This window comes from Bradyrhizobium sp. 159 (assembly GCF_023073795.1).
GTDB lineage: Bacteria > Pseudomonadota > Alphaproteobacteria > Rhizobiales > Xanthobacteraceae > Bradyrhizobium.
Map to the genome: position 1 here is coordinate 32971 of NZ_JADPKE010000074.1, position 16914 is coordinate 49884.

Annotated in this window: 15 protein-coding genes; 6 read left to right on the forward strand and 9 right to left on the reverse strand. The window is 56.2% G+C overall.

What is annotated here, in order from left to right:
• Positions 1-61 precede the first annotated feature (61 nt).
• Positions 62-424 (forward strand): hypothetical protein, encoded by a 363-nt coding sequence (locus IVA96_RS20765; RefSeq protein WP_247418937.1) that lies wholly within the window; start codon positions 62-64, stop codon positions 422-424.
• A gap of 228 nt (positions 425-652) precedes the next feature.
• On the opposite strand, the gene IVA96_RS20770 is transcribed toward IVA96_RS20765, so the two are convergent.
• From IVA96_RS20770 to IVA96_RS20805, 8 genes are all read right to left on the reverse strand, one after another.
• Positions 653-1351, reverse strand: a complete 699-nt coding sequence (locus IVA96_RS20770) for a response regulator transcription factor (protein ID WP_247418938.1) — start codon at positions 1349-1351, stop codon at positions 653-655.
• A gap of 675 nt (positions 1352-2026) precedes the next feature.
• Positions 2027-2665 (reverse strand): hypothetical protein, encoded by a 639-nt coding sequence (locus IVA96_RS20775; RefSeq protein WP_247418939.1) that lies wholly within the window; start codon positions 2663-2665, stop codon positions 2027-2029.
• 423 nt (positions 2666-3088) lie between these two features.
• Positions 3089-3658, reverse strand: a complete 570-nt coding sequence (locus IVA96_RS20780; protein ID WP_247278623.1) for a hypothetical protein — start codon at positions 3656-3658, stop codon at positions 3089-3091.
• A gap of 33 nt (positions 3659-3691) precedes the next feature.
• Positions 3692-4324, reverse strand: coding sequence for a hypothetical protein (locus IVA96_RS20785; protein ID WP_247278622.1), 633 nt, complete (start codon positions 4322-4324; stop codon positions 3692-3694).
• The gene (locus IVA96_RS20790; RefSeq protein ID WP_247418940.1) at positions 4321-5352 is read right to left on the reverse strand and encodes a TAXI family TRAP transporter solute-binding subunit; all 1032 of its coding nucleotides are present in this window, start codon (positions 5350-5352) and stop codon (positions 4321-4323) included. The genes IVA96_RS20785 and IVA96_RS20790 overlap by 4 nt, the downstream gene beginning before the upstream one ends.
• Before the next feature lie 44 nt (positions 5353-5396).
• Positions 5397-7841 carry a hypothetical protein gene (locus IVA96_RS20795; protein WP_247418941.1) on the reverse strand — a complete coding sequence of 815 codons (2445 nt, stop codon included), beginning with the start codon at positions 7839-7841 and terminating at the stop codon, positions 5397-5399.
• A gap of 531 nt (positions 7842-8372) precedes the next feature.
• Positions 8373-9101: a response regulator transcription factor gene (locus IVA96_RS20800; protein ID WP_247278619.1), complete on the reverse strand. Its 729-nt coding sequence runs from the start codon at positions 9099-9101 to the stop codon at positions 8373-8375.
• A gap of 335 nt (positions 9102-9436) precedes the next feature.
• The gene (locus IVA96_RS20805) at positions 9437-9646 is read right to left on the reverse strand and encodes a hypothetical protein (protein ID WP_247278618.1); all 210 of its coding nucleotides are present in this window, start codon (positions 9644-9646) and stop codon (positions 9437-9439) included.
• A gap of 131 nt (positions 9647-9777) precedes the next feature.
• On the opposite strand from IVA96_RS20805, the gene IVA96_RS20810 reads away from it, so the two are divergent.
• From IVA96_RS20810 to IVA96_RS20820, 3 genes are all read left to right on the forward strand, one after another.
• Positions 9778-9966, forward strand: coding sequence for a hypothetical protein (locus tag IVA96_RS20810; protein WP_247278617.1), 189 nt, complete (start codon positions 9778-9780; stop codon positions 9964-9966).
• Between the two features lie 521 nt (positions 9967-10487).
• Entirely contained in the window at positions 10488-11594 is a 1107-nt protein-coding gene (locus IVA96_RS20815) for an HlyD family efflux transporter periplasmic adaptor subunit (protein WP_247278616.1), read from the forward strand.
• Positions 11572-13746 carry a peptidase domain-containing ABC transporter gene (locus tag IVA96_RS20820; RefSeq protein WP_247418942.1) on the forward strand — a complete coding sequence of 725 codons (2175 nt, stop codon included), beginning with the start codon at positions 11572-11574 and terminating at the stop codon, positions 13744-13746. The genes IVA96_RS20815 and IVA96_RS20820 overlap by 23 nt, the downstream gene beginning before the upstream one ends.
• Positions 13747-13928: 182 nt before the next feature.
• Here the strand turns inward: IVA96_RS20820 and IVA96_RS20825 are convergent, their stop codons facing one another.
• Positions 13929-14138 (reverse strand): hypothetical protein, encoded by a 210-nt coding sequence (locus IVA96_RS20825; RefSeq protein ID WP_247418943.1) that lies wholly within the window; start codon positions 14136-14138, stop codon positions 13929-13931.
• Positions 14139-15496: 1358 nt separating this feature from the next.
• Between IVA96_RS20825 and IVA96_RS20830 the strand changes: the two genes are divergently transcribed.
• Complete coding sequence (locus IVA96_RS20830; RefSeq protein ID WP_247418944.1) at positions 15497-15706, forward strand: hypothetical protein; 210 nt, start codon at positions 15497-15499, stop codon at positions 15704-15706.
• Between the two features lie 860 nt (positions 15707-16566).
• On the forward strand, positions 16567-16797 hold the full coding sequence (locus IVA96_RS20835) for a hypothetical protein (RefSeq protein ID WP_247418946.1): 231 nt from the start codon (positions 16567-16569) through the stop codon (positions 16795-16797).
• Positions 16798-16914 lie beyond the last annotated feature (117 nt).

Sequence of the window (16914 nt, forward strand, 5' to 3'; positions counted from 1 at the left end):
GGTCGGCGAGCCGCGTGGAACGCACTGGCGAACTCGTCGGCCCTATAAGACCAGAGGTCGCATGCCGTCCAAGCTCGACCCGCATCTTGCTGCGATCGAAGCCTGGCTCGCAGAGCAGCCGCAGCTCACGGCGCTCGCAATTGTCGGCCGGCTGAGCGAGAAATACCCCGAGGAGTTCGGAAAGAGACAGCATTCGATTGTGCAACATCTGCTGAGGGTGCTCAGACGGACGGCTGCCGAACGGTTTGTCGCCCAAGGCCCGCTCGGCGACGCCATGACCGCTGCCCCATTGCCCGGGGTTGTGGACGGCTCGGGCTATGTAGGGCCCGGCCCGCCTACAGCCCCTCTCGTCGAGCAAGCCGGGAAACCATCTGGCGCGGCCGATCAATCGACATCCGACCGTCATCGGCAATGGTGCCATTAGGGTAACATTCGCGGATGCGGCAATACGAGGCGCCAAATTTGCAAGCCGATTGACACGCTTGAGGATGTAATTCCCCTGCATCGTGTGGCCTCGGCGGTGGCGCACCCCGCGTCGATCTTCGCAAACCTGTTCGCAACGAGCGAGCAAGTTCATCGCCTTCACCGCAAATGTCACTGCCCCTCGCCGTGGAAGTCCTTCAAGAAGGCATTCTCGATGTGCCTCCGAAGCTTATAACCGTGCTTTGAGAAGCGAACGGCCGTGAAGTTGAGCGGCCCCTTCTACAGCTCTCGCGTCCAAGCTGCTGTTTGCTATCAGAGATGCGTCGCTTCGTTTGACTGCGGCCCTTGCTTGGACAGAGTGCGGGACCAGCAAGTTTGGCGCGACGGGCGGTGAGTTGGCGTTTTCGCTAAGCTCGTTGCTAATGCCCCAAATGGCGGCTTGCGTCCGATTGTGCACGCCGATTTTGCGAAGGATCGCCTTTACATGAACCTTAACCGTCGATTCCGCGATGTCGATCTTCCGTGCGATGCATTTATTCGAATCGCCTTCGATGACGCAGCGCAAAATCGATTTTTGCCGCGGAGAAAGCTGTTGTGCACTGCGTTCATCTGGCGTGACTGTCAGGTCCTTGCGCGCGGTTGCGCGATCATTGTGTCCGCCCTTGAGATCGAGGGATAAGGGCAGGAATGCCGGAGGAAACACTGTTTCGCCCATGATCACCAGTTCGATCGATCTGGTGAATACGTCACGGCTCATGACGTCAACGAAATACCCATTAGCACCGGACTGAAATGTTGCAGCCACTTCATCTGGCCGGTATCGATCGGCAACCACAACTACGCGCCCATCTGGGTGACCGCGTCTGAGAGGCTCGATTTGCTCGCGGACAATCTGGAAATCGTCGCCGGTATGTACAAGGACAAACAACTTTTGGCCCTGTTCGAATTTCCTTACGTACAATCGATCAGCACATGTCACTGAACTCACAGTGCCAAAATCCGCAGAGCGTAGGAATTCAGTAAGAGCGTCTTTTCGTAAGCTGTTTCCTCCAATGACTATGGTCGTTAGAGAGCGTTTCCTCCTGATAGATCTCCTGCTCATAATTGATCTCCTGCAGGCAATTCAAATGTCGCAAACGACAGGATGCCGGTCGGTGGCAGTTATTGGTATATTTATATTCCAGGCGGGCTGGCTGAACCTGCATCTCGCGAATCGGAGGCTCCTTTGCCTACGATAGACAAGCGCCATTACCGGCAAGATACCGATGAAACGGGAAATCGCCGCAGCTTAGGCCCGCAGCACTGCGCTCATGTGACGTAGCGCGACTACATAGTAGGCCGAGCACGCGCTCTGTATATGCAGCCGCTATTGCAGAGGCAGTCGCATAGAAACCATGTGAGAGTCTGTATTGCTCAATACACTTTACCACTTTATTTCGCGCTGAACCAAAGTGGAACCGAAATCGGCGGCAAGCTCCCGGGCGCACCTGTTCGAAATACGAGGATTGGGCGGGCGTGCAGTTCACAATCAATTAGCTCTCTACGGCAGGACGCTCTTACGCGGCCCAATCGACTTCTTGAACGATGTTAGGATCGCTGATCGTTATGGAGTAGTCCAAAGGATGTACTTGCACGGATGCGCTCGCTGCTCAAAGCTTGTGCAAGCCGACCGGCCGAGGTATTTGCCATCGGATCTTTCGGCGGCGAATGCCAATACTGATATTCGTTTTCCAAGGATAGACTTACGATGATAAGGCAGCTGGCTAAGAATAGAGTGCTTGCCGCCATGTCGCCAGCCGAGATTGAGCTTCTCAAACCGGAGGAAGCCGAGTTCTCGCGCGGTGATGTCCTGTTCGACTGGCATAGTCGGGTGGACCGGATTTACTTTCCTCATACAGCGCTTGTATCGCTTTTGACCCACCTGAAAGAGGGCGGGACGATTGAAACGGGTACAATCGGTTGTGAAGGGATCGTTGGGTCGTTTGCGATTCATGGCGATGGCATTGCTCTGACGCGGTCGATTGTGCAGATTCCGGGACGTTGTTCCGTGGTCAAACTCAATCGGATGAAGAAGGCGGTTTCCGAAAGCGAAGGAATCCATATGCTCGTCGGTCGCTTTCAACAGGCCTTCGCCGCACACGTTCTGCAGCAAGTTGCGTGTAATGCAGCCCATGATGTGCTCTCGCGATGCGCGCGCTGGATCCTTATGGGCCTTGACCGAACTGAGGGTGACGTTGTCCATCTCACGCACGAATTCTTGGGAGAAATGCTTGGTACGGTACGACCGACCGTGTCGTTGGCTCTCAAGAAGCTTCAAAACGATGGGCTCATCGAGACGTCCTACGGGAGGATCCGAGTGCTGGATCGTTCGGGGCTCGAGAATGCGAGTTGCGAGTGCTACGGGGTCATCCGAGCGACATATCGGAGACTGCTACCCCTGACGTATGCGTGAGGCCATCGCGACGGAGTTGCGAGCGAGCGCTAACACTGACTCAGCGCCGCGAGAGCATCCCTAAGCAGCTCCGAACAAACTTGCCACCCGGTTCGCCGGGTCTCGGCAGCACGCGCGCCGATTTTATACGTCGCTGGACCATAATCTGATCCTGCGGCCGTGAATTTTATGTATCTACGCAGCTGGGCTCGCGAAGCCTTGGCGGTAACACGGTCAGGGCTTGACGTAAGTCCAGCCCTGCTCCTCCCGCTCCATAATGCGTACCACGCCGGAGTTGACGACTTGAGCCTGTGGAATGAGCTGTATCTCCTTGTTCTCATGCTTGCGCATGTTCTCCCGCGTGTTGCCGCACGCTTTGAACATCACATCCGGCGTGCTCAACGACATCGTTTCAATTCGGTCCTTCACCGGCGAGGTATCGGTGCGGAGCATGTGCAAGCCGGGCCCGAAGGTGATCACTTCGATCTTAACCTTCTCGCCCATGTCTTTATAATGTTGCACAACGTTTGTAGCGTTGTTCAGGGTCAGATTCATCGCCGCCGCATCGTTACTATTCACCTGCAAGATGAGGCGATGTTCTTTGTTCTTAGCCGTCGATCGATTCTCTGAGCTCGATAAGCGGCGCACGTCATTTTTCGTCGCAACCACCGCTTTTTGTTTTCGCAGAAGGGGCTCCGGCGCCCGGTCGCCAGGTCGCGCAGCTTCCTGCGCCGTAGACAAAGATACCGCCACAAGAAGCATCGCCAGGCTTGTTGTTCCATTTAGCGCAATTTGCGGTAACATAACCACCTCCCATTAGCTTTCCTTGTGCCAATATTAGCTGTTCGGCTTTGCGATGGCGGCAGGCCATTTGCATGCCGTGGCAATCTTGGTGCGCACCGCCTCAAGTCCGACCAAGGAGAACGTTCCATGTTGAGAGGCCCCCAGGCGGGAAGCAATGTACACGACCAGTTCGCCATCGTTTGGGAGCGACTGAAATAAGGCCCTCGGATCGGCCTTGAACGCAATACCGGTCCCGAATGCAGGAGTGGCCGCAGCGATTTGGACGGGCTGGCCACCCTTGGTGCTGTAGGAGACGACGTAATCCTCAGCCCGCCCGGAGATCGCGGGGCCGGAGACAGCGAGTTCGCTCCGTTCACCCCGGCAACGCATGGTCAGCTGCAGCGGTGAGCCGCCTGCGACCTCGCGCGACGAGGTCGTCGCGGTGGCGATGGGCGTGTAATCCACAGGCGAAATCGTCTGACTGACGACCCACTCGCTTACCGCCACTGTGGGCCCGGCCGGCGGCCCGATGCTTCGCGCGAGCTTGTCCAGACATTCCACCCGCTCCTCGCGCTGCATCAGACTACAGGTACGAAGTTGCGCCAGCGGATTCTCGGCGCTCTGCGCGGGTGCCACTCCTGTAACGAAAGCGAGCGCGGAAGCCGCGGTAAAGATCGCGCGATTCATTTCGATGCCTGCGTAGCGCGAGAATGGTTATCCAGCCACACCTGCGCCGCTGGAAAGCGGGTAAGCCCGGGCACCGTCGCACCTAGATTGATCGATTTCCATTTTCGATCAAATCCGGGCTCCTGCAGTCTGTCGACGCGGGAGAACAGATGATCGACAAAGCGAGCGACACGCTCATAGCGATACGTGTTATTTCGCCAATTGTAGGCGACCAACGCAGTCGGCACGGCGATCGTGTCGACGTGTTCGCCTTCTTTAATAAGGCCGGGATAATCGGATGCTTCGAGAGATGCAGGAAGATAGTAATCTTCCAGCCTGCTTTCGTACGGTACCGGCAGGAACTTGAATCCAGGGTCCCAGCGTCCACGCACGAAGGGCTCGACCGGCTTGGACGTGATGAACACGACCGCAACAATATCACCCTTGCGCATTTGTTCCAACGCGACCTGATGCGGAATGAAGGTCTGTTGCACGTCAAGTCCGAGACGGCTGAAGATCAGCGGCCCAGAATAGGCTGCGGCAGTACCTTGATTGTTGAAATTTACCTTCTTCCCGACCAGGTCTGTCAGACTGTGAATCTCCGGCCGAACGAAAATATGCAGTTCGGAGGGAAAGAGATTCAGCACGTAGGCGAGGCGATGCTGAATGTCCGGCACTTGCCTCTTGTACTCGTCGAGCACGTCGGCATTGATGATGGCCGCATCGATGCCATGCAAATAGAGCAGTGAGTTGACGTTTTCGGCGGCTCCTCGCGTCACGATAGGCAATACATGAAGATTGTCGCCGTCGTCAGCAACACGAGCGATCTCTGCAGCAAGACGGATAGGCGCGCCCTCGAGGAGGCCTCCGGCAAGGCCGACGGTCCAGGCATTCATCGTCACTCTCGGTTCCGGACGAGTGGGTGTCTGCGCTGACGCAGCAGTGTCCATCTTGGCACCTTTCGTTCGCGCATCCAGGCCGGAGGGCTGCAGCAGGAACAAAGGAGCGAGAGCAGCGAGCAATAATTGTGGTCGAAAGAACTTTAGCATGTGGTACTCCTTTTCGTGAGAGAATGACCAGCGCCGCAGCTCCTCTACCGAAGCGCTTCCAATCGCTGTTTCGCTTGCGTGTTGCCGACCGCCTCCGCCCTTGCGTAAAGCTCTCGCGCCTTTGACACGTCCCCAAGGGTGCCAACTGTTGACCATTTGGGAAGAACGTGGGGGTCGTAGGTCTCCGCTAGTGCGAAGGCTGCCTGTGCGTTTCCTATTTCAGCCGCGCGCTCAAGCACAATCCGAGCGGCGCCTATATCGCCCTGCTCAAGCAACATCCTCGCGCGTGCGACCAATCTTCCCGCGGCCGCGCCCTCATCGGCGCTGTGGGGCCGCTCGTTTCCGACACGTGCTGACTTGATCTGGTCTGCTTCGAGGGGTTTTGCCCTGTCAGCCTCAAGCTCATTACTAGCGCTTGGAATCGGCCGCGCGCTGGCGACCACTGCGGCTGTAAGCGCGTGGTTGTTCCTGCGCTCGGACGCAGGATCGACTTGCTTCACGCTTGCTTGTTCTTGTTGCAGCGACTTGTGCGGCTCCGTAGTCTCCGTTTCCGCCACTTTCTTTAGCTGCTCAACTTGCCCGCTCTCATTGCGAGCTCGGGAGTCGTATTCATCTCTCGCGGCGTGCGCCGCCTGGAACTCTTTCGCCAGCGCCTCCGCCTTGTCATGCTCCTGCTGTAGCGATCGCTTCAACTGCGTCGCATCACTCTCTGCAGCCTGCTTCAGTCGGCTGGTTTCGTCCTGTGCCTTAGTTAGCAAGGCCGTTTGCGTCTCGACGTCGCGCTTGGCCGATGCCAGCTCCTGTTCGAGCCGCGAGGCTCGTTCGCGTTCCTGCTGCAGGGATGCTCGCAACTCGGCTGCGCCATTGTCCGCTGCCCTCTTCTTGAGGTCTTCCAATTGCTCATCGATTTTACGTGCCTGCGCCTCGTAGGCATATGTCTGGGTGCGCGCTGTTGAAAGCTCCTTCGCCAGCGCCTCCGCCTTGTCATGCTCCTGCTGGAGCGATTGCTTCAACTGCGCCGCGTCACTCTCTGCATGCTTCAGTCGGCTGGTTTCGTCCTGAGCCTTAGTTACCAAGGCCGTTTGCGTCTCGACGTCGCGCTTGGCCGATGTCAGCTCCTGTTCGAGCCACGAGGCTCGTTCGCGTTCCTGCTGCAGGGATGTTCGCAACTCGGCTGCGCCATTGTCCGCTGCCCTCTTCTTGAGGTCCTCCAATTGCTCATCGGTTTTACGTGCCTGCGCCTCGTAGGCATATGTCTGGGTGCGCGCGGTTGAAAGCTCCTTCGCCAGCGCCTCCGCCTTGTCATGCTCCTGCTGGAGCGATTGCTTCAACTGCGCCGCGTCACTCTCTGCATGCTTCAGTCGGCTGGTTTCGTCCTGAGCCTTAGTTACCAACGCCGTTTGCGTCTCGAGGGCGAGCTTGGCCGATGCCAGATCCTGTTCGAGCCGCGAGGCTCGTTCGCGTTCCTGCTGCAGGGATGCTCGCAACCCGGCTGCGCCACTGTCCGATACCCTCTTCTTGAGGTCTTGCAGTTGCTCATCGGTTTTACGGGCCTGCGCCTCGTATGCGTATGTCCGCGTGCGCGCGGTTGAAAGCTCTTTTGCCAGCGCCTCCGCTTTGTCATGCTCCTGCTGTAGCGATCGCTTCACCTGCGTCGCATCACTCTCTGCAGCGTGCCTTAATCGGCTGGTTTCCTCGTTTGCCTTAGTTGCCAAGGCCGCTTGCGTCTCGACATCGCGCTTGGCCGATGCCAAATCCTGTTCGAGCTGCGACGCTCGTTCGCGTTCCTGCTGCAGCAACTTTCGCAACTCGGCCGCGCCACTGTCCGTGACGTGCGGTGGCGCCGCGCTCTCTTCTCTCTTGGCTGCTAGTGCTGTTTGGGCCTCACTTTCGCGCAGATTTCCGGTGAACTCCTGGTCCAGCGAATCAGCCCGCTGATGCTTCGGCTCGAGAGGCTGCAGCAATCCAAGAGCGCGCGTTCCAACGGTGAGTTCGCAGGACCGTCTCTCCGCCGAGCGGCGTTCCGGAGATTGTCCTATATCGCCGACGGCCGCTTGCGAAATATGCATTACTTTTTCGCTGCTGGCCCGACTGGAGAGATAAGAGTCCTTTGCGGTGACCAACTCAGGCGGCAGGAGCTCTGCTCCGTGGTGTTCTTCCGGCGCCTGTCGCGAGATTGGATTGTTTGCCGCCGCTTGCATAAGCCGGGTCGAAGCGTTGCCGACATTGGACGATCGCGAACCGGCGGAGGCGGGCCCTTGTACCTGCGGGGACTCCGAAGACGCGCGCGTTTCCGCCCCTGATGTGGCCGCCAGGACGCTTACAGCAATGAGGACCACCGCTCGCCCATGAGGGAAAACCTGGCGCGCCGGCGGTTGTGCAAGAAGAATATGTGACTCGGCGGAGTCACGCGATGCTGCGCAAGCGTTTGCGTCTTTAAGAAGATCATTCTTCTCTTTTTCCGGAGCATACCTAATCAACTTCCGCATGGCGAACCGCCCCAACTGCGATGCCCAACGATACTCTTCGCAGCTTTGCGCCGCCATTCCTCGCATGGAGGAGGGGCAGCACCTTTTCTGTTCCTCGGATGGCCGACCCTTGTCTATCCTTTTGGGTTAGGGTCGTGCACGATAGACCGTTGAGCCGGGATGCATCCGTTGGCGATTGAAGGTGATGTGCTCATGGTTCGGGATGGCTCAGGGCAGGACCTACTCCATCACACACATCATCCGGAGATCGCGAGCGATCCGCTCAAAAGTCCTAACGGCGAAACGATCGTCGGCAATGCGACACCAGGTTACAGAAGGTGCCTAGTCGTTGCGTCGCCCCAACGGGAGCTCCGCTTCTGCGAACGAAAGGCCTTGCTTCGCTGGAATGCGCAATAGGTACCTTGTTGCGCCCACTTAGACCATGTTGGCCGCTCTTCTCGGCGTCCCTCAAGCGTTGCGGCCATACAGCGAGGAAGCCGCTCGAATGCGATATCGACTACAGCCTGTCGTTCGTCGATCAGCTCGTTTCGTCTACCTCGTCAGGATGTTATCAAAACACAACATTGGTTCGACACTCCGTTCTTCGACGTCAGCCGCGTTAGCACAGTCCTCTGCGACCGGGACTTCAGCCAACCCAGTACAATCAAGCGCGATACCCTGATTTCCAACGAGAGCCAATTGCGTCCTGTTTGCTGCACCAAATTTCCTCATCAATTGGCCTACGTATACCTTCACAGTTGCTTCCGTCATCCCGAGCTCCCGCGCGATCATCTTGTTAGAGTCTCCGAGGCGGACACGCTCAAGCACCTCTCCTTCTCGTCCCGTCAGCTTGCTTTTCCTCCTGCGCCCATTCTGATCGGATTTCAGTGCGGAGCCAGCGCTGCAGTAGTGTGATCGCGGTCTCTCTTCCTGTGATTGGTTTTGCGCTGATTGCCGCTGAAGCTGACGAATAGCGGCTTGTGGATAATACGAACCACCATGTAGGATAAATGATAATGCCTCGCATGCGAGATTGGCGTCTATACCGGTAGGGACAAAGCCTGTTATCTCAGCGGCGACTGCGGCAGCGATCTCTTGAGGATCATCTCTATCCGAGATAATGATTAAGGGTACATCACCTGATTGCCCACGCAGCATCATAAATGTTTGCAAGTTTCCCGGCTCAGCGACGGAGTCGCCGCCCACGTTGACAATCAGCATCCGAATGTCTGTTTGTGCGTGAAGTGCTTCGCAGGCCTGATCGACATCGAAAGATGTCAACCTCAGATCTTCCGAGTTTGCCCAATGCTGAAAGAAGCTTATCAAGCTCGCGCGTCGCAGGCTTTTTGAGTCTATAATCGCAACTAGCGGTTTCCCGTGAGGGATAGACATTCCGCAACTCATGCGTCTGCGCCCCACACACTTACATTGCGATTTGTAATTCAGATAACTCAGTTGGCCCGAGTCCCGCAATCCCCTTCAAAATGGGTAGAGTCCATCACCTCAGAGGGGGATGGGATATGAAGCCCCATCAGACATGAAGCTCCCATCAATAGAATGGTGAACGCGGCCGCGAGGCGAGACGCGCCCTCAGATCACGTATCAGGGGAGCCAGATCAGGTATGAGGCCAGCGAACGGCGGGCGCGTTCAGGTCGATGCGCATCGGAGCCATCGATCGCACGATGCGGCGCAGCGCGGCGGCCAGCGTCCAATTGCTCGGAGGGTCATCATCCGAACGCGCATCGCAACAGAAGGAAAATGGTTTTAAGTCAAAGGTCGTATCGCCGTTCTCGGGGCAACGGTCGTACACGACGATATTGCCCATTGGACGATTCAAATGTCGTACGCCTCATGCAGCGTTGCGCAACACTGAAATCTACGTACAATTTTGTGTCGCAAGAAGACTGCCGACACGGGCAATCTATTGCGTCAGACCGACTGAAACAGGAGGCTGCAATGACCATGACTAGCAACAATGGAATGCGTGAGTTGGCCGACAAGGAACTGGATGCAGTGTGTGGCGGGGGCGGCTTCAGAACGGGAGACATTTGGGCCTTCCAGAAAAACGTTGCTGTGGTGAACAAGAGCAAGGACGTCTTGATCTACCAGTCCAACAACAACAATACTGGTATTCAAGTCGGGTAAGTGATTGCCCGCTCGTCCCGATCGAACTTGCGGAGGAGCGGGCTCTTCAACAGGAGAATCCCAATGGCTTATAAGCGCGCGCTTTATGAGTTGGACGAGCGCGACATTGACATGGTCTCTGCGGGTCAGAGCATCCACATCGCGATCGTTGTGAGATCGTCAGATCGAACCATCACCCAAACTGGCGGGAGCCAACTCGACGTAATAACGAATAACAGGACCATCATTGACGCTATGTCGATCGGCAAGCCCAGTAGGTAGTGGGTTTCAGTTCACCAACATAGCCTCTGATGGACGGAGACGTGTCCCGAGGTACATAGCAATTGGGTTCTGGAGCCGTGTCATCGCAGCTTCTGTTATTTCGCCAGGAAGCAGTTGAGTTCCAACACGACCATCGGCAGTGGGGCCGGGTCGCGTTGCTCCAGACGAGATCGACGAAGGTTATAAGCTGGCTGATTGCGGCGGTAGTCGCACTTACGGCCGCATTCCTATTTCTCGGACAATATGCTCGAAAGGAGACCGTGGCGGGCTACCTGACGCCGGTCGCCGGCACGGCGAAGATTTTCGCCTCCAAGTCGGGAACAATCAAAGAGGTCCATGTCAAAGAGGGTCAGGAGGTCAAAAGAGGGCAGAGGCTTTTAACCATCGAAACTACTCAGATTGCGGCAAATGGGCAGGACGTGAACGATGTGATGCTCGGCACACTCGGGGCGGAGCAAGTATCACTAAGAAATCAAATCTGTGCGGAACAGGACCGCATTAACTCCGAGGAAGCGCGCCTATCAGCCAAAATTGCAAGTCTCGAAACTGAAGTATCGCGGTTCGACGCTCAGATAGAGAACCAGCGCGAACAAATTCGGTTGTCCAGCGAACTCGTTTCGTCTGTAACGAGCCTGGCGGCCAGAGGGATAGTCTCAGACGTGGAATATAAAAAGCGGGAAATCGCCGCGCTCGAGCAGAAGCAGAAGCTCGACTCCTTGAAGCAGCAGGCAGCCGCTCGGCAGAATGAGCTTACCGAAGCCCGTTCTTCCCTCGAACAGCTGCCGACTATCACGGAAGGAAAGATCCAGAACCTGCGCAGCGCACTTGCCACGACAGAACAGCGCATAGCCGAAATTAGTGGACGCCGGGCGTACGAGGTGCGAGCGCCAGCGGCGGGACGCATCTCAATTCTGCAAGCGACTGTTGGTCAATTCGCAGATCCGCAAAGACCGCAAATGCAGATCGTCCCTGACCACAGTGAGCTGCAAGCAAACCTGTTTGTTCCGGCCAAGGCCATAGGCTTTGTTCAGCCGGGGCAGGACGTCAGAATACTATACGAGCCGTTCCCCTATCAGCAGTTCGGTACATATCGCGGCCGCGTAAGTGAAGTCTCACAGACGATGTTGACGCGCGCTGAGACCTCCGCACCCATTGAGCTCAAGGAGCCTGCCTACAGGGTCACGGCGAGACTCGATCGCCCAGACATTGACGCGTATGGCAAGCGTATACGGCTTCAGGCCGACATGCTTTTGAAAGCAGACATCATTCTTGAAAGACGATCTCTGATCAGATGGTTGCTCGATCCATTGCTCAGCGTCAGAATGTCAATCTCAGGATGCAATCATGGTGCATGTACTAAACCGTAGGCATCACCTACCGGTAATCCGACAAACAGAAGCAGCGGAATGCGGTCTCGCGTGCATTGCTATGATAAGTTCATATCATGGCCACCAAATTGATCTGAACACGTTGCGGCGACGCTATCCCGTCTCGCTAAAGGGTGTGACGCTAAGAGCCGTAATTCAGGTGGCCTGCCAGATGCAACTAGCTAGTCGTCCTCTGCGCTATGAGCTTGATAAGATCAGGGACCTGCACCTGCCCGCGATCGTGCACTGGGACATGAACCATTTCGTAGTCCTGAAGTCGACCACGAGGCGAGGTATTGTGGTGCATGACCCGGCTTTGGGAGAGAGGTTCTTTCCGACTGTCGAAGCCTCCAAGCATCTGACCGGCGTTGCTCTTGAGCTATCCCCAACCGAGGCATTTCTTCCTAAAGACGAGCGAGCGTGCCTTCCATTTTCAACCTTCTGGAGCCAGCTGCGCGGTAACGCACATGCACTGGCTCAGGTTTTGGTGCTTTCAATAGTTCTTGAAGCATTTGTGATTGCAAGCCCTTTCTACCTTCAGCTCAGTGTCGATGAGGTCAGCGCCAGGGGCGATGCCGATCTGATGACGGTCCTGGCTCTTGGATTTGCTCTCCTAACTGCCATCAAAGTTGTTTCCACTATTATCCGCTCCTCGATCATTCTAGTTGTCCAGAACGCGTTGCACTTCCAAATCGGCGCTCGTCTGTTTCACCACCTGATCAGATTACCGATCGCCTATTTCGAAAAGCGGCACATCGGCGATGTCCTCTCGCGTTTCACGTCCATTGAGCCAATTCGCACGGCACTCGCAGAAGGCGTGATAACTGCCGCCATTGATGGCGTAATGGCGGTTGCAACGCTGGCAATGATTTTTGTCTATAGCACTCAACTCGCGGTCGTCGTTCTTGTTACATTTGCAAGTTATGCGGCAGTGCGTCTAAGTCTCTATCGCGTGCTGCGAGAGCGCAACTTAGCCGTGATAGAAGCCAAGGCTCATGAAAACTCGACGTTCATCGAGACCCTGCGCGCGATCCAAAGCCTGAAGATTTTCAATCGTGAGACAGACCGCGAGACCCAGTGGCTTAACCGTTATGCGGATGTAGTAAGCGCCAATGTTCGGCTGGGTCACATCAGAATAACTTTCACAGGTATCAACGACACGCTGTTTGGACTTGAGAACATTCTCAGCATTTACCTCGCCGTCCAACTGGCTCTAGGCAATCACTTGACGATCGGCATGATCTTCGCCTTCATTAGCTATAAACAGCAGTTTATCGAGAAGGCCGTTCAGTTCGTCGAAAAGGTTCTTGATTTCCGAATTATCGAACTGCATCTGGAGCGCTTGGCTGATATTGCCCTAAACCCCCTTGAGCGGGGCCATGATCGGCCGTTGGCCTATACCCCGCGCGTTCAGGGCCGGATCGAATTGCGAAAGGTCTCTTTTCGATATGCTGAAACGGATCCTTTTGTACTTGAAGACATCAGCTTTATCATTGAACCAGGGGAATTTATCACGATTATGGGTCCTTCAGGCGGAGGCAAGACGACCCTAGTCAAGGTCATGCTCGGGTTGCTGGAACCGACAGGCGGGGAAGTGCTGATCGACAATGTTCCTCTCTCGACGATTGGTGGAAGAGCCTATCGTGAGCACGTCGCCGCAGTGATGCAGGAGGATCAACTACTCTCAGGCTCTATTGCCGATAATATTTGCTTTTTTGACGCCACTTTCGACGAAGCGCGGATGATTCAATGCGCGCAGCTGGCGGGTATACACGAAGAAATCATGGCGATGGCGATGACCTACAACAGTCTAATCGGAGACATGGGTAGCTCATTATCAGGTGGACAAAAACAACGACTAATGCTCGCGCGGGCGCTTTATCGACAGCCTAGCATTCTGTTTCTGGACGAGGGCACGGCCCATTTGGACGTGGATAACGAAAAGCGTATCAACGAGAGCCTTAAAAGCTTGCAAATGACTCGGATAAATGTGGCGCACCGGCCGGAGACAAGCAGCGGAGCAGATCGAATTCTGCGAATTGCAAGGATGTTGACGAGCGATCTGAGGCGCGGTGAGCACTGCCAACCGGATGAAGCCGTCATCCCTAACTTCCTAAAGCTAGAAAAGCAGGAGCGTAGCGCTCCAGGTTAGGCCCAGACCCGCTTACGATTACTCTCGTTGTTCTGCGGCGGCATTGATGACCAGGCAGCGGATCCTGGGCAATTACGTTACTGCCCAATGCCTCGATGAGTTCCACGGGAGCAATCCTGTTCCCGTGTAACAGCCGATGAGAGGTAAGCCCCCCGGTGGAAGGACGTACTGGCAAAGTGGCACTAGCGAAAGGGTTGGGCTTGCTCCGACCGGATCAGGTCCGATTTATCGAAGGCGTCGCCAGAGTGAGGAACCGATACGCTCATAATGTTCGGAACATGCACCGACCACTTCAGGACATCCTCAGCGAGGAGCAGCAAGGCAATGGCAAAATCGTTGAAGACGTCACGGGCAACGCCGGCGCCTTCATGGAATTCGTCTTTGAGCGCCACCAGTATGAGGCGGCCGTTCAGACGTTCGCGAGGGACGCGAAATCCATGGACAGGATAGAGCCTTCCTTGTCGTCGCAGTGATGGGCTTCTACGTCATGGTCGGCAGCAAAGGGCCTGCCAGCGTGAACCGGTCGACCACCGAGGCAGCTTAATGGGGAGCCTTGTCTTGCCGGTTAAGCAGCTCCAGTCGTCGTTCGAGCTCTGCTTTCTTCGCGACGAGTCTTTCGGCGAGAATATCATTGACGATCGTGTGCAGTTGCCACAGCTCTTCGAGAGACATGCTCTCAAACGGCTTCCGCTCCATGAATCACCCGACCCACGCTTTCCAATAGCTTGGGCTTAGAAGCGGGAGCCTGGCAATTCCTCGTAGGTTGAGCAGGAAGGTTATCTACAGGTGCGGCGTCGGGCCACCTTCTTGAAAGCCGACCGGCTCGCCCTCAACCGAAAGCGCCGCAACTCAGCGTGCGCCAGTCGATTCCGCAGGTTGGCCAATTCGGCCATCTGACCTTCGAGAAACGCAAATCGCTTCTGCAGTGAAATGGCGCGATGGAAAACAACTTGATCAAAGGTACTCAACATTATCCCTCAACCCAATAAAACGATTTAAAGTACGCGAGATATCGTGACAGAATTATCACTGCGTTTAATGTTCACTAGTGTGCACAACTCAAAAGAATGCCCGGCAGCGTGAACCGGCGGGCTCCCGTCGCAATCCCGCCTCTCATCACGCGGCGGTGTCGATCTCCGCTCTACGGGCGGTTTGGGCGATTCGCTCACCATCCTCACGAACGTGGGCCTCCAGTGCATGCAGAACCGGCTTGCGTTGTCGGCGCCCATGGAGAAATGCCCGGGCCACTAGACCGGGCTTTGGCAATCTTGTCCCTGCCGGTCCCCGATCCCGGAGGCCAGTTGTCAGGGGGCTTTGAACCTGGCAATCGACTCGCGCAGATTCCTCAGATAATCGAGCAACGGACCCTGCCCGAAGTGTTCATCCGGCTCTTTCTGCTAAAAAGCCGAAAAGGATGGGCGGCCGCCAATAGACAGCGAGGCGGTGAACGTCCGCATGACGGCTGACGCGCTGAAAATATTAGATGATTGGCGTCGCCAGCAGGAAGACCCTCCCGGCCGACCCGAAGCCATCCGCCGCCTCGCGAGATCGGGCTGAAGGCGGAAGGGAAATAAGCTCAAGCTGAGCCACTAGCCGCGCGCCACAGGCAGAACGATCGAGCCGTCATAAGGCTGTGGCCTAGGCGTTGCATCATAACTGCCAACTGAGATTTCAGTGCTCAGGTGGAAAATAGGCGCTCCCGACGCATATTCGGGCGTGGACCTTTTTTTAGTATATTGGGACTTGGCTCATGGCTTACGACGCAGCCACCGTACAGATGCTTCGCGACGTTCTCGACGAAGTTCTCTCCAGCCCGTCATTCACCCTTCAGCGGCAGCGATCCGCCATAGAGGTCGCCGAGCGCGTGCTTAAGCTCGCTGCCCAGGGGGAGCGTCAACCCGAGAACATCAAGCGACACTTGCGAAACGAGTTCTTTGCGTCGGATATCTCGCGGCATTGAAAGGGCTTAAGCTAACTTTGAGAGTATTGAGCCACCTCAATGCTCCAAAATAGACTTCCTCGCCTTAAAACCGGTGAACGAAGATCATCCGGCGAGCCTACGGCTACTTTGACGTTGATCATGAGCAAAAAACCACCCAGCGCGCCACCAAGGCGGTTGTGAAAGCCCCCCGCAGGTCCAAGCCGCCACACCAAGCAGCAGCTACATAGTCGATCGGTATTGAACTACGTCCAGCCCCTCACGGGCTTCTGTCCGCTTCTTATCAGGGGCGTCGCAGGATCTGGACAAGCCGAGTGAGGCTACAGCCTGCTACTCCGCCGCCGAACTTTTCCAAGACGTCGGCAAGGTGGCCATGCCGATCGGGGGTTAGGTGTTGCGCAAGTTCGAGCGAAACGGCGACAGTTAAGACGAAGATCATGATCCCCGTAAAGTGTCGAGGGTAAGCGCTCATAAAGAGTGTGCCTAACACGCTGTAGGCCACAAACCGTTCGGGCCCCGCATGGCCAGTCTCTGGTCGGAGACCGATAGGCGACAAGCTCATAAAAATGATCGCGATGAGTGCAGTCCAAGCCGCCACGAGCAGCAAATTGCGTATCATAGCAGCTACATAGTCCATCGGCATGAGCTCAGAGCCGGCGGGAAAGTTTGGACTGTAGATTACGATCGGCTCATCGACCGGGCCGGGCGGATCATAGCACGAGGGCACGCCAGCCCTCGCGGAAGACCTAACCAATCCGCAGATTGCCGGCTGACTGCTTGCCGCGATCACTGACAATCTCGTAGCTGACCTTCGCGCCCTCGGCCAAGCGCTGTTCGTCGCTGCCAGCAAGCTGAACTATGAGGGCATCGTCTCCAAGCGCGTGGATGCGCCATACAGATCGGACCGGGTCGAAGCCTGGCAAAAGATCAAGGTCGTTCAGAAGGGCAAGTTTCAGGTGGTCGGCTTCGTCAAGGATTCCGGCGTCGCCGCGCTGTATCTGGGCAAGAGGGAAGGCAAGGATCTCGTCTATATGGGCAAGGTCGGCACGAGCTGGGATCGAACCACCTCGGCGCAGATCCGCAAGGCGCTCGATGCCGTGGTGTGTAAATAAGCGCCGAACTTTGACCCCCGCATTGCCTCATCCAGAATGTTACTGGACAACTTCTCGCCGATGATTGGGTCGGGGCCATCGAATTGGTTCGGTGGCGTCTATGGCGGGAAAGATCAG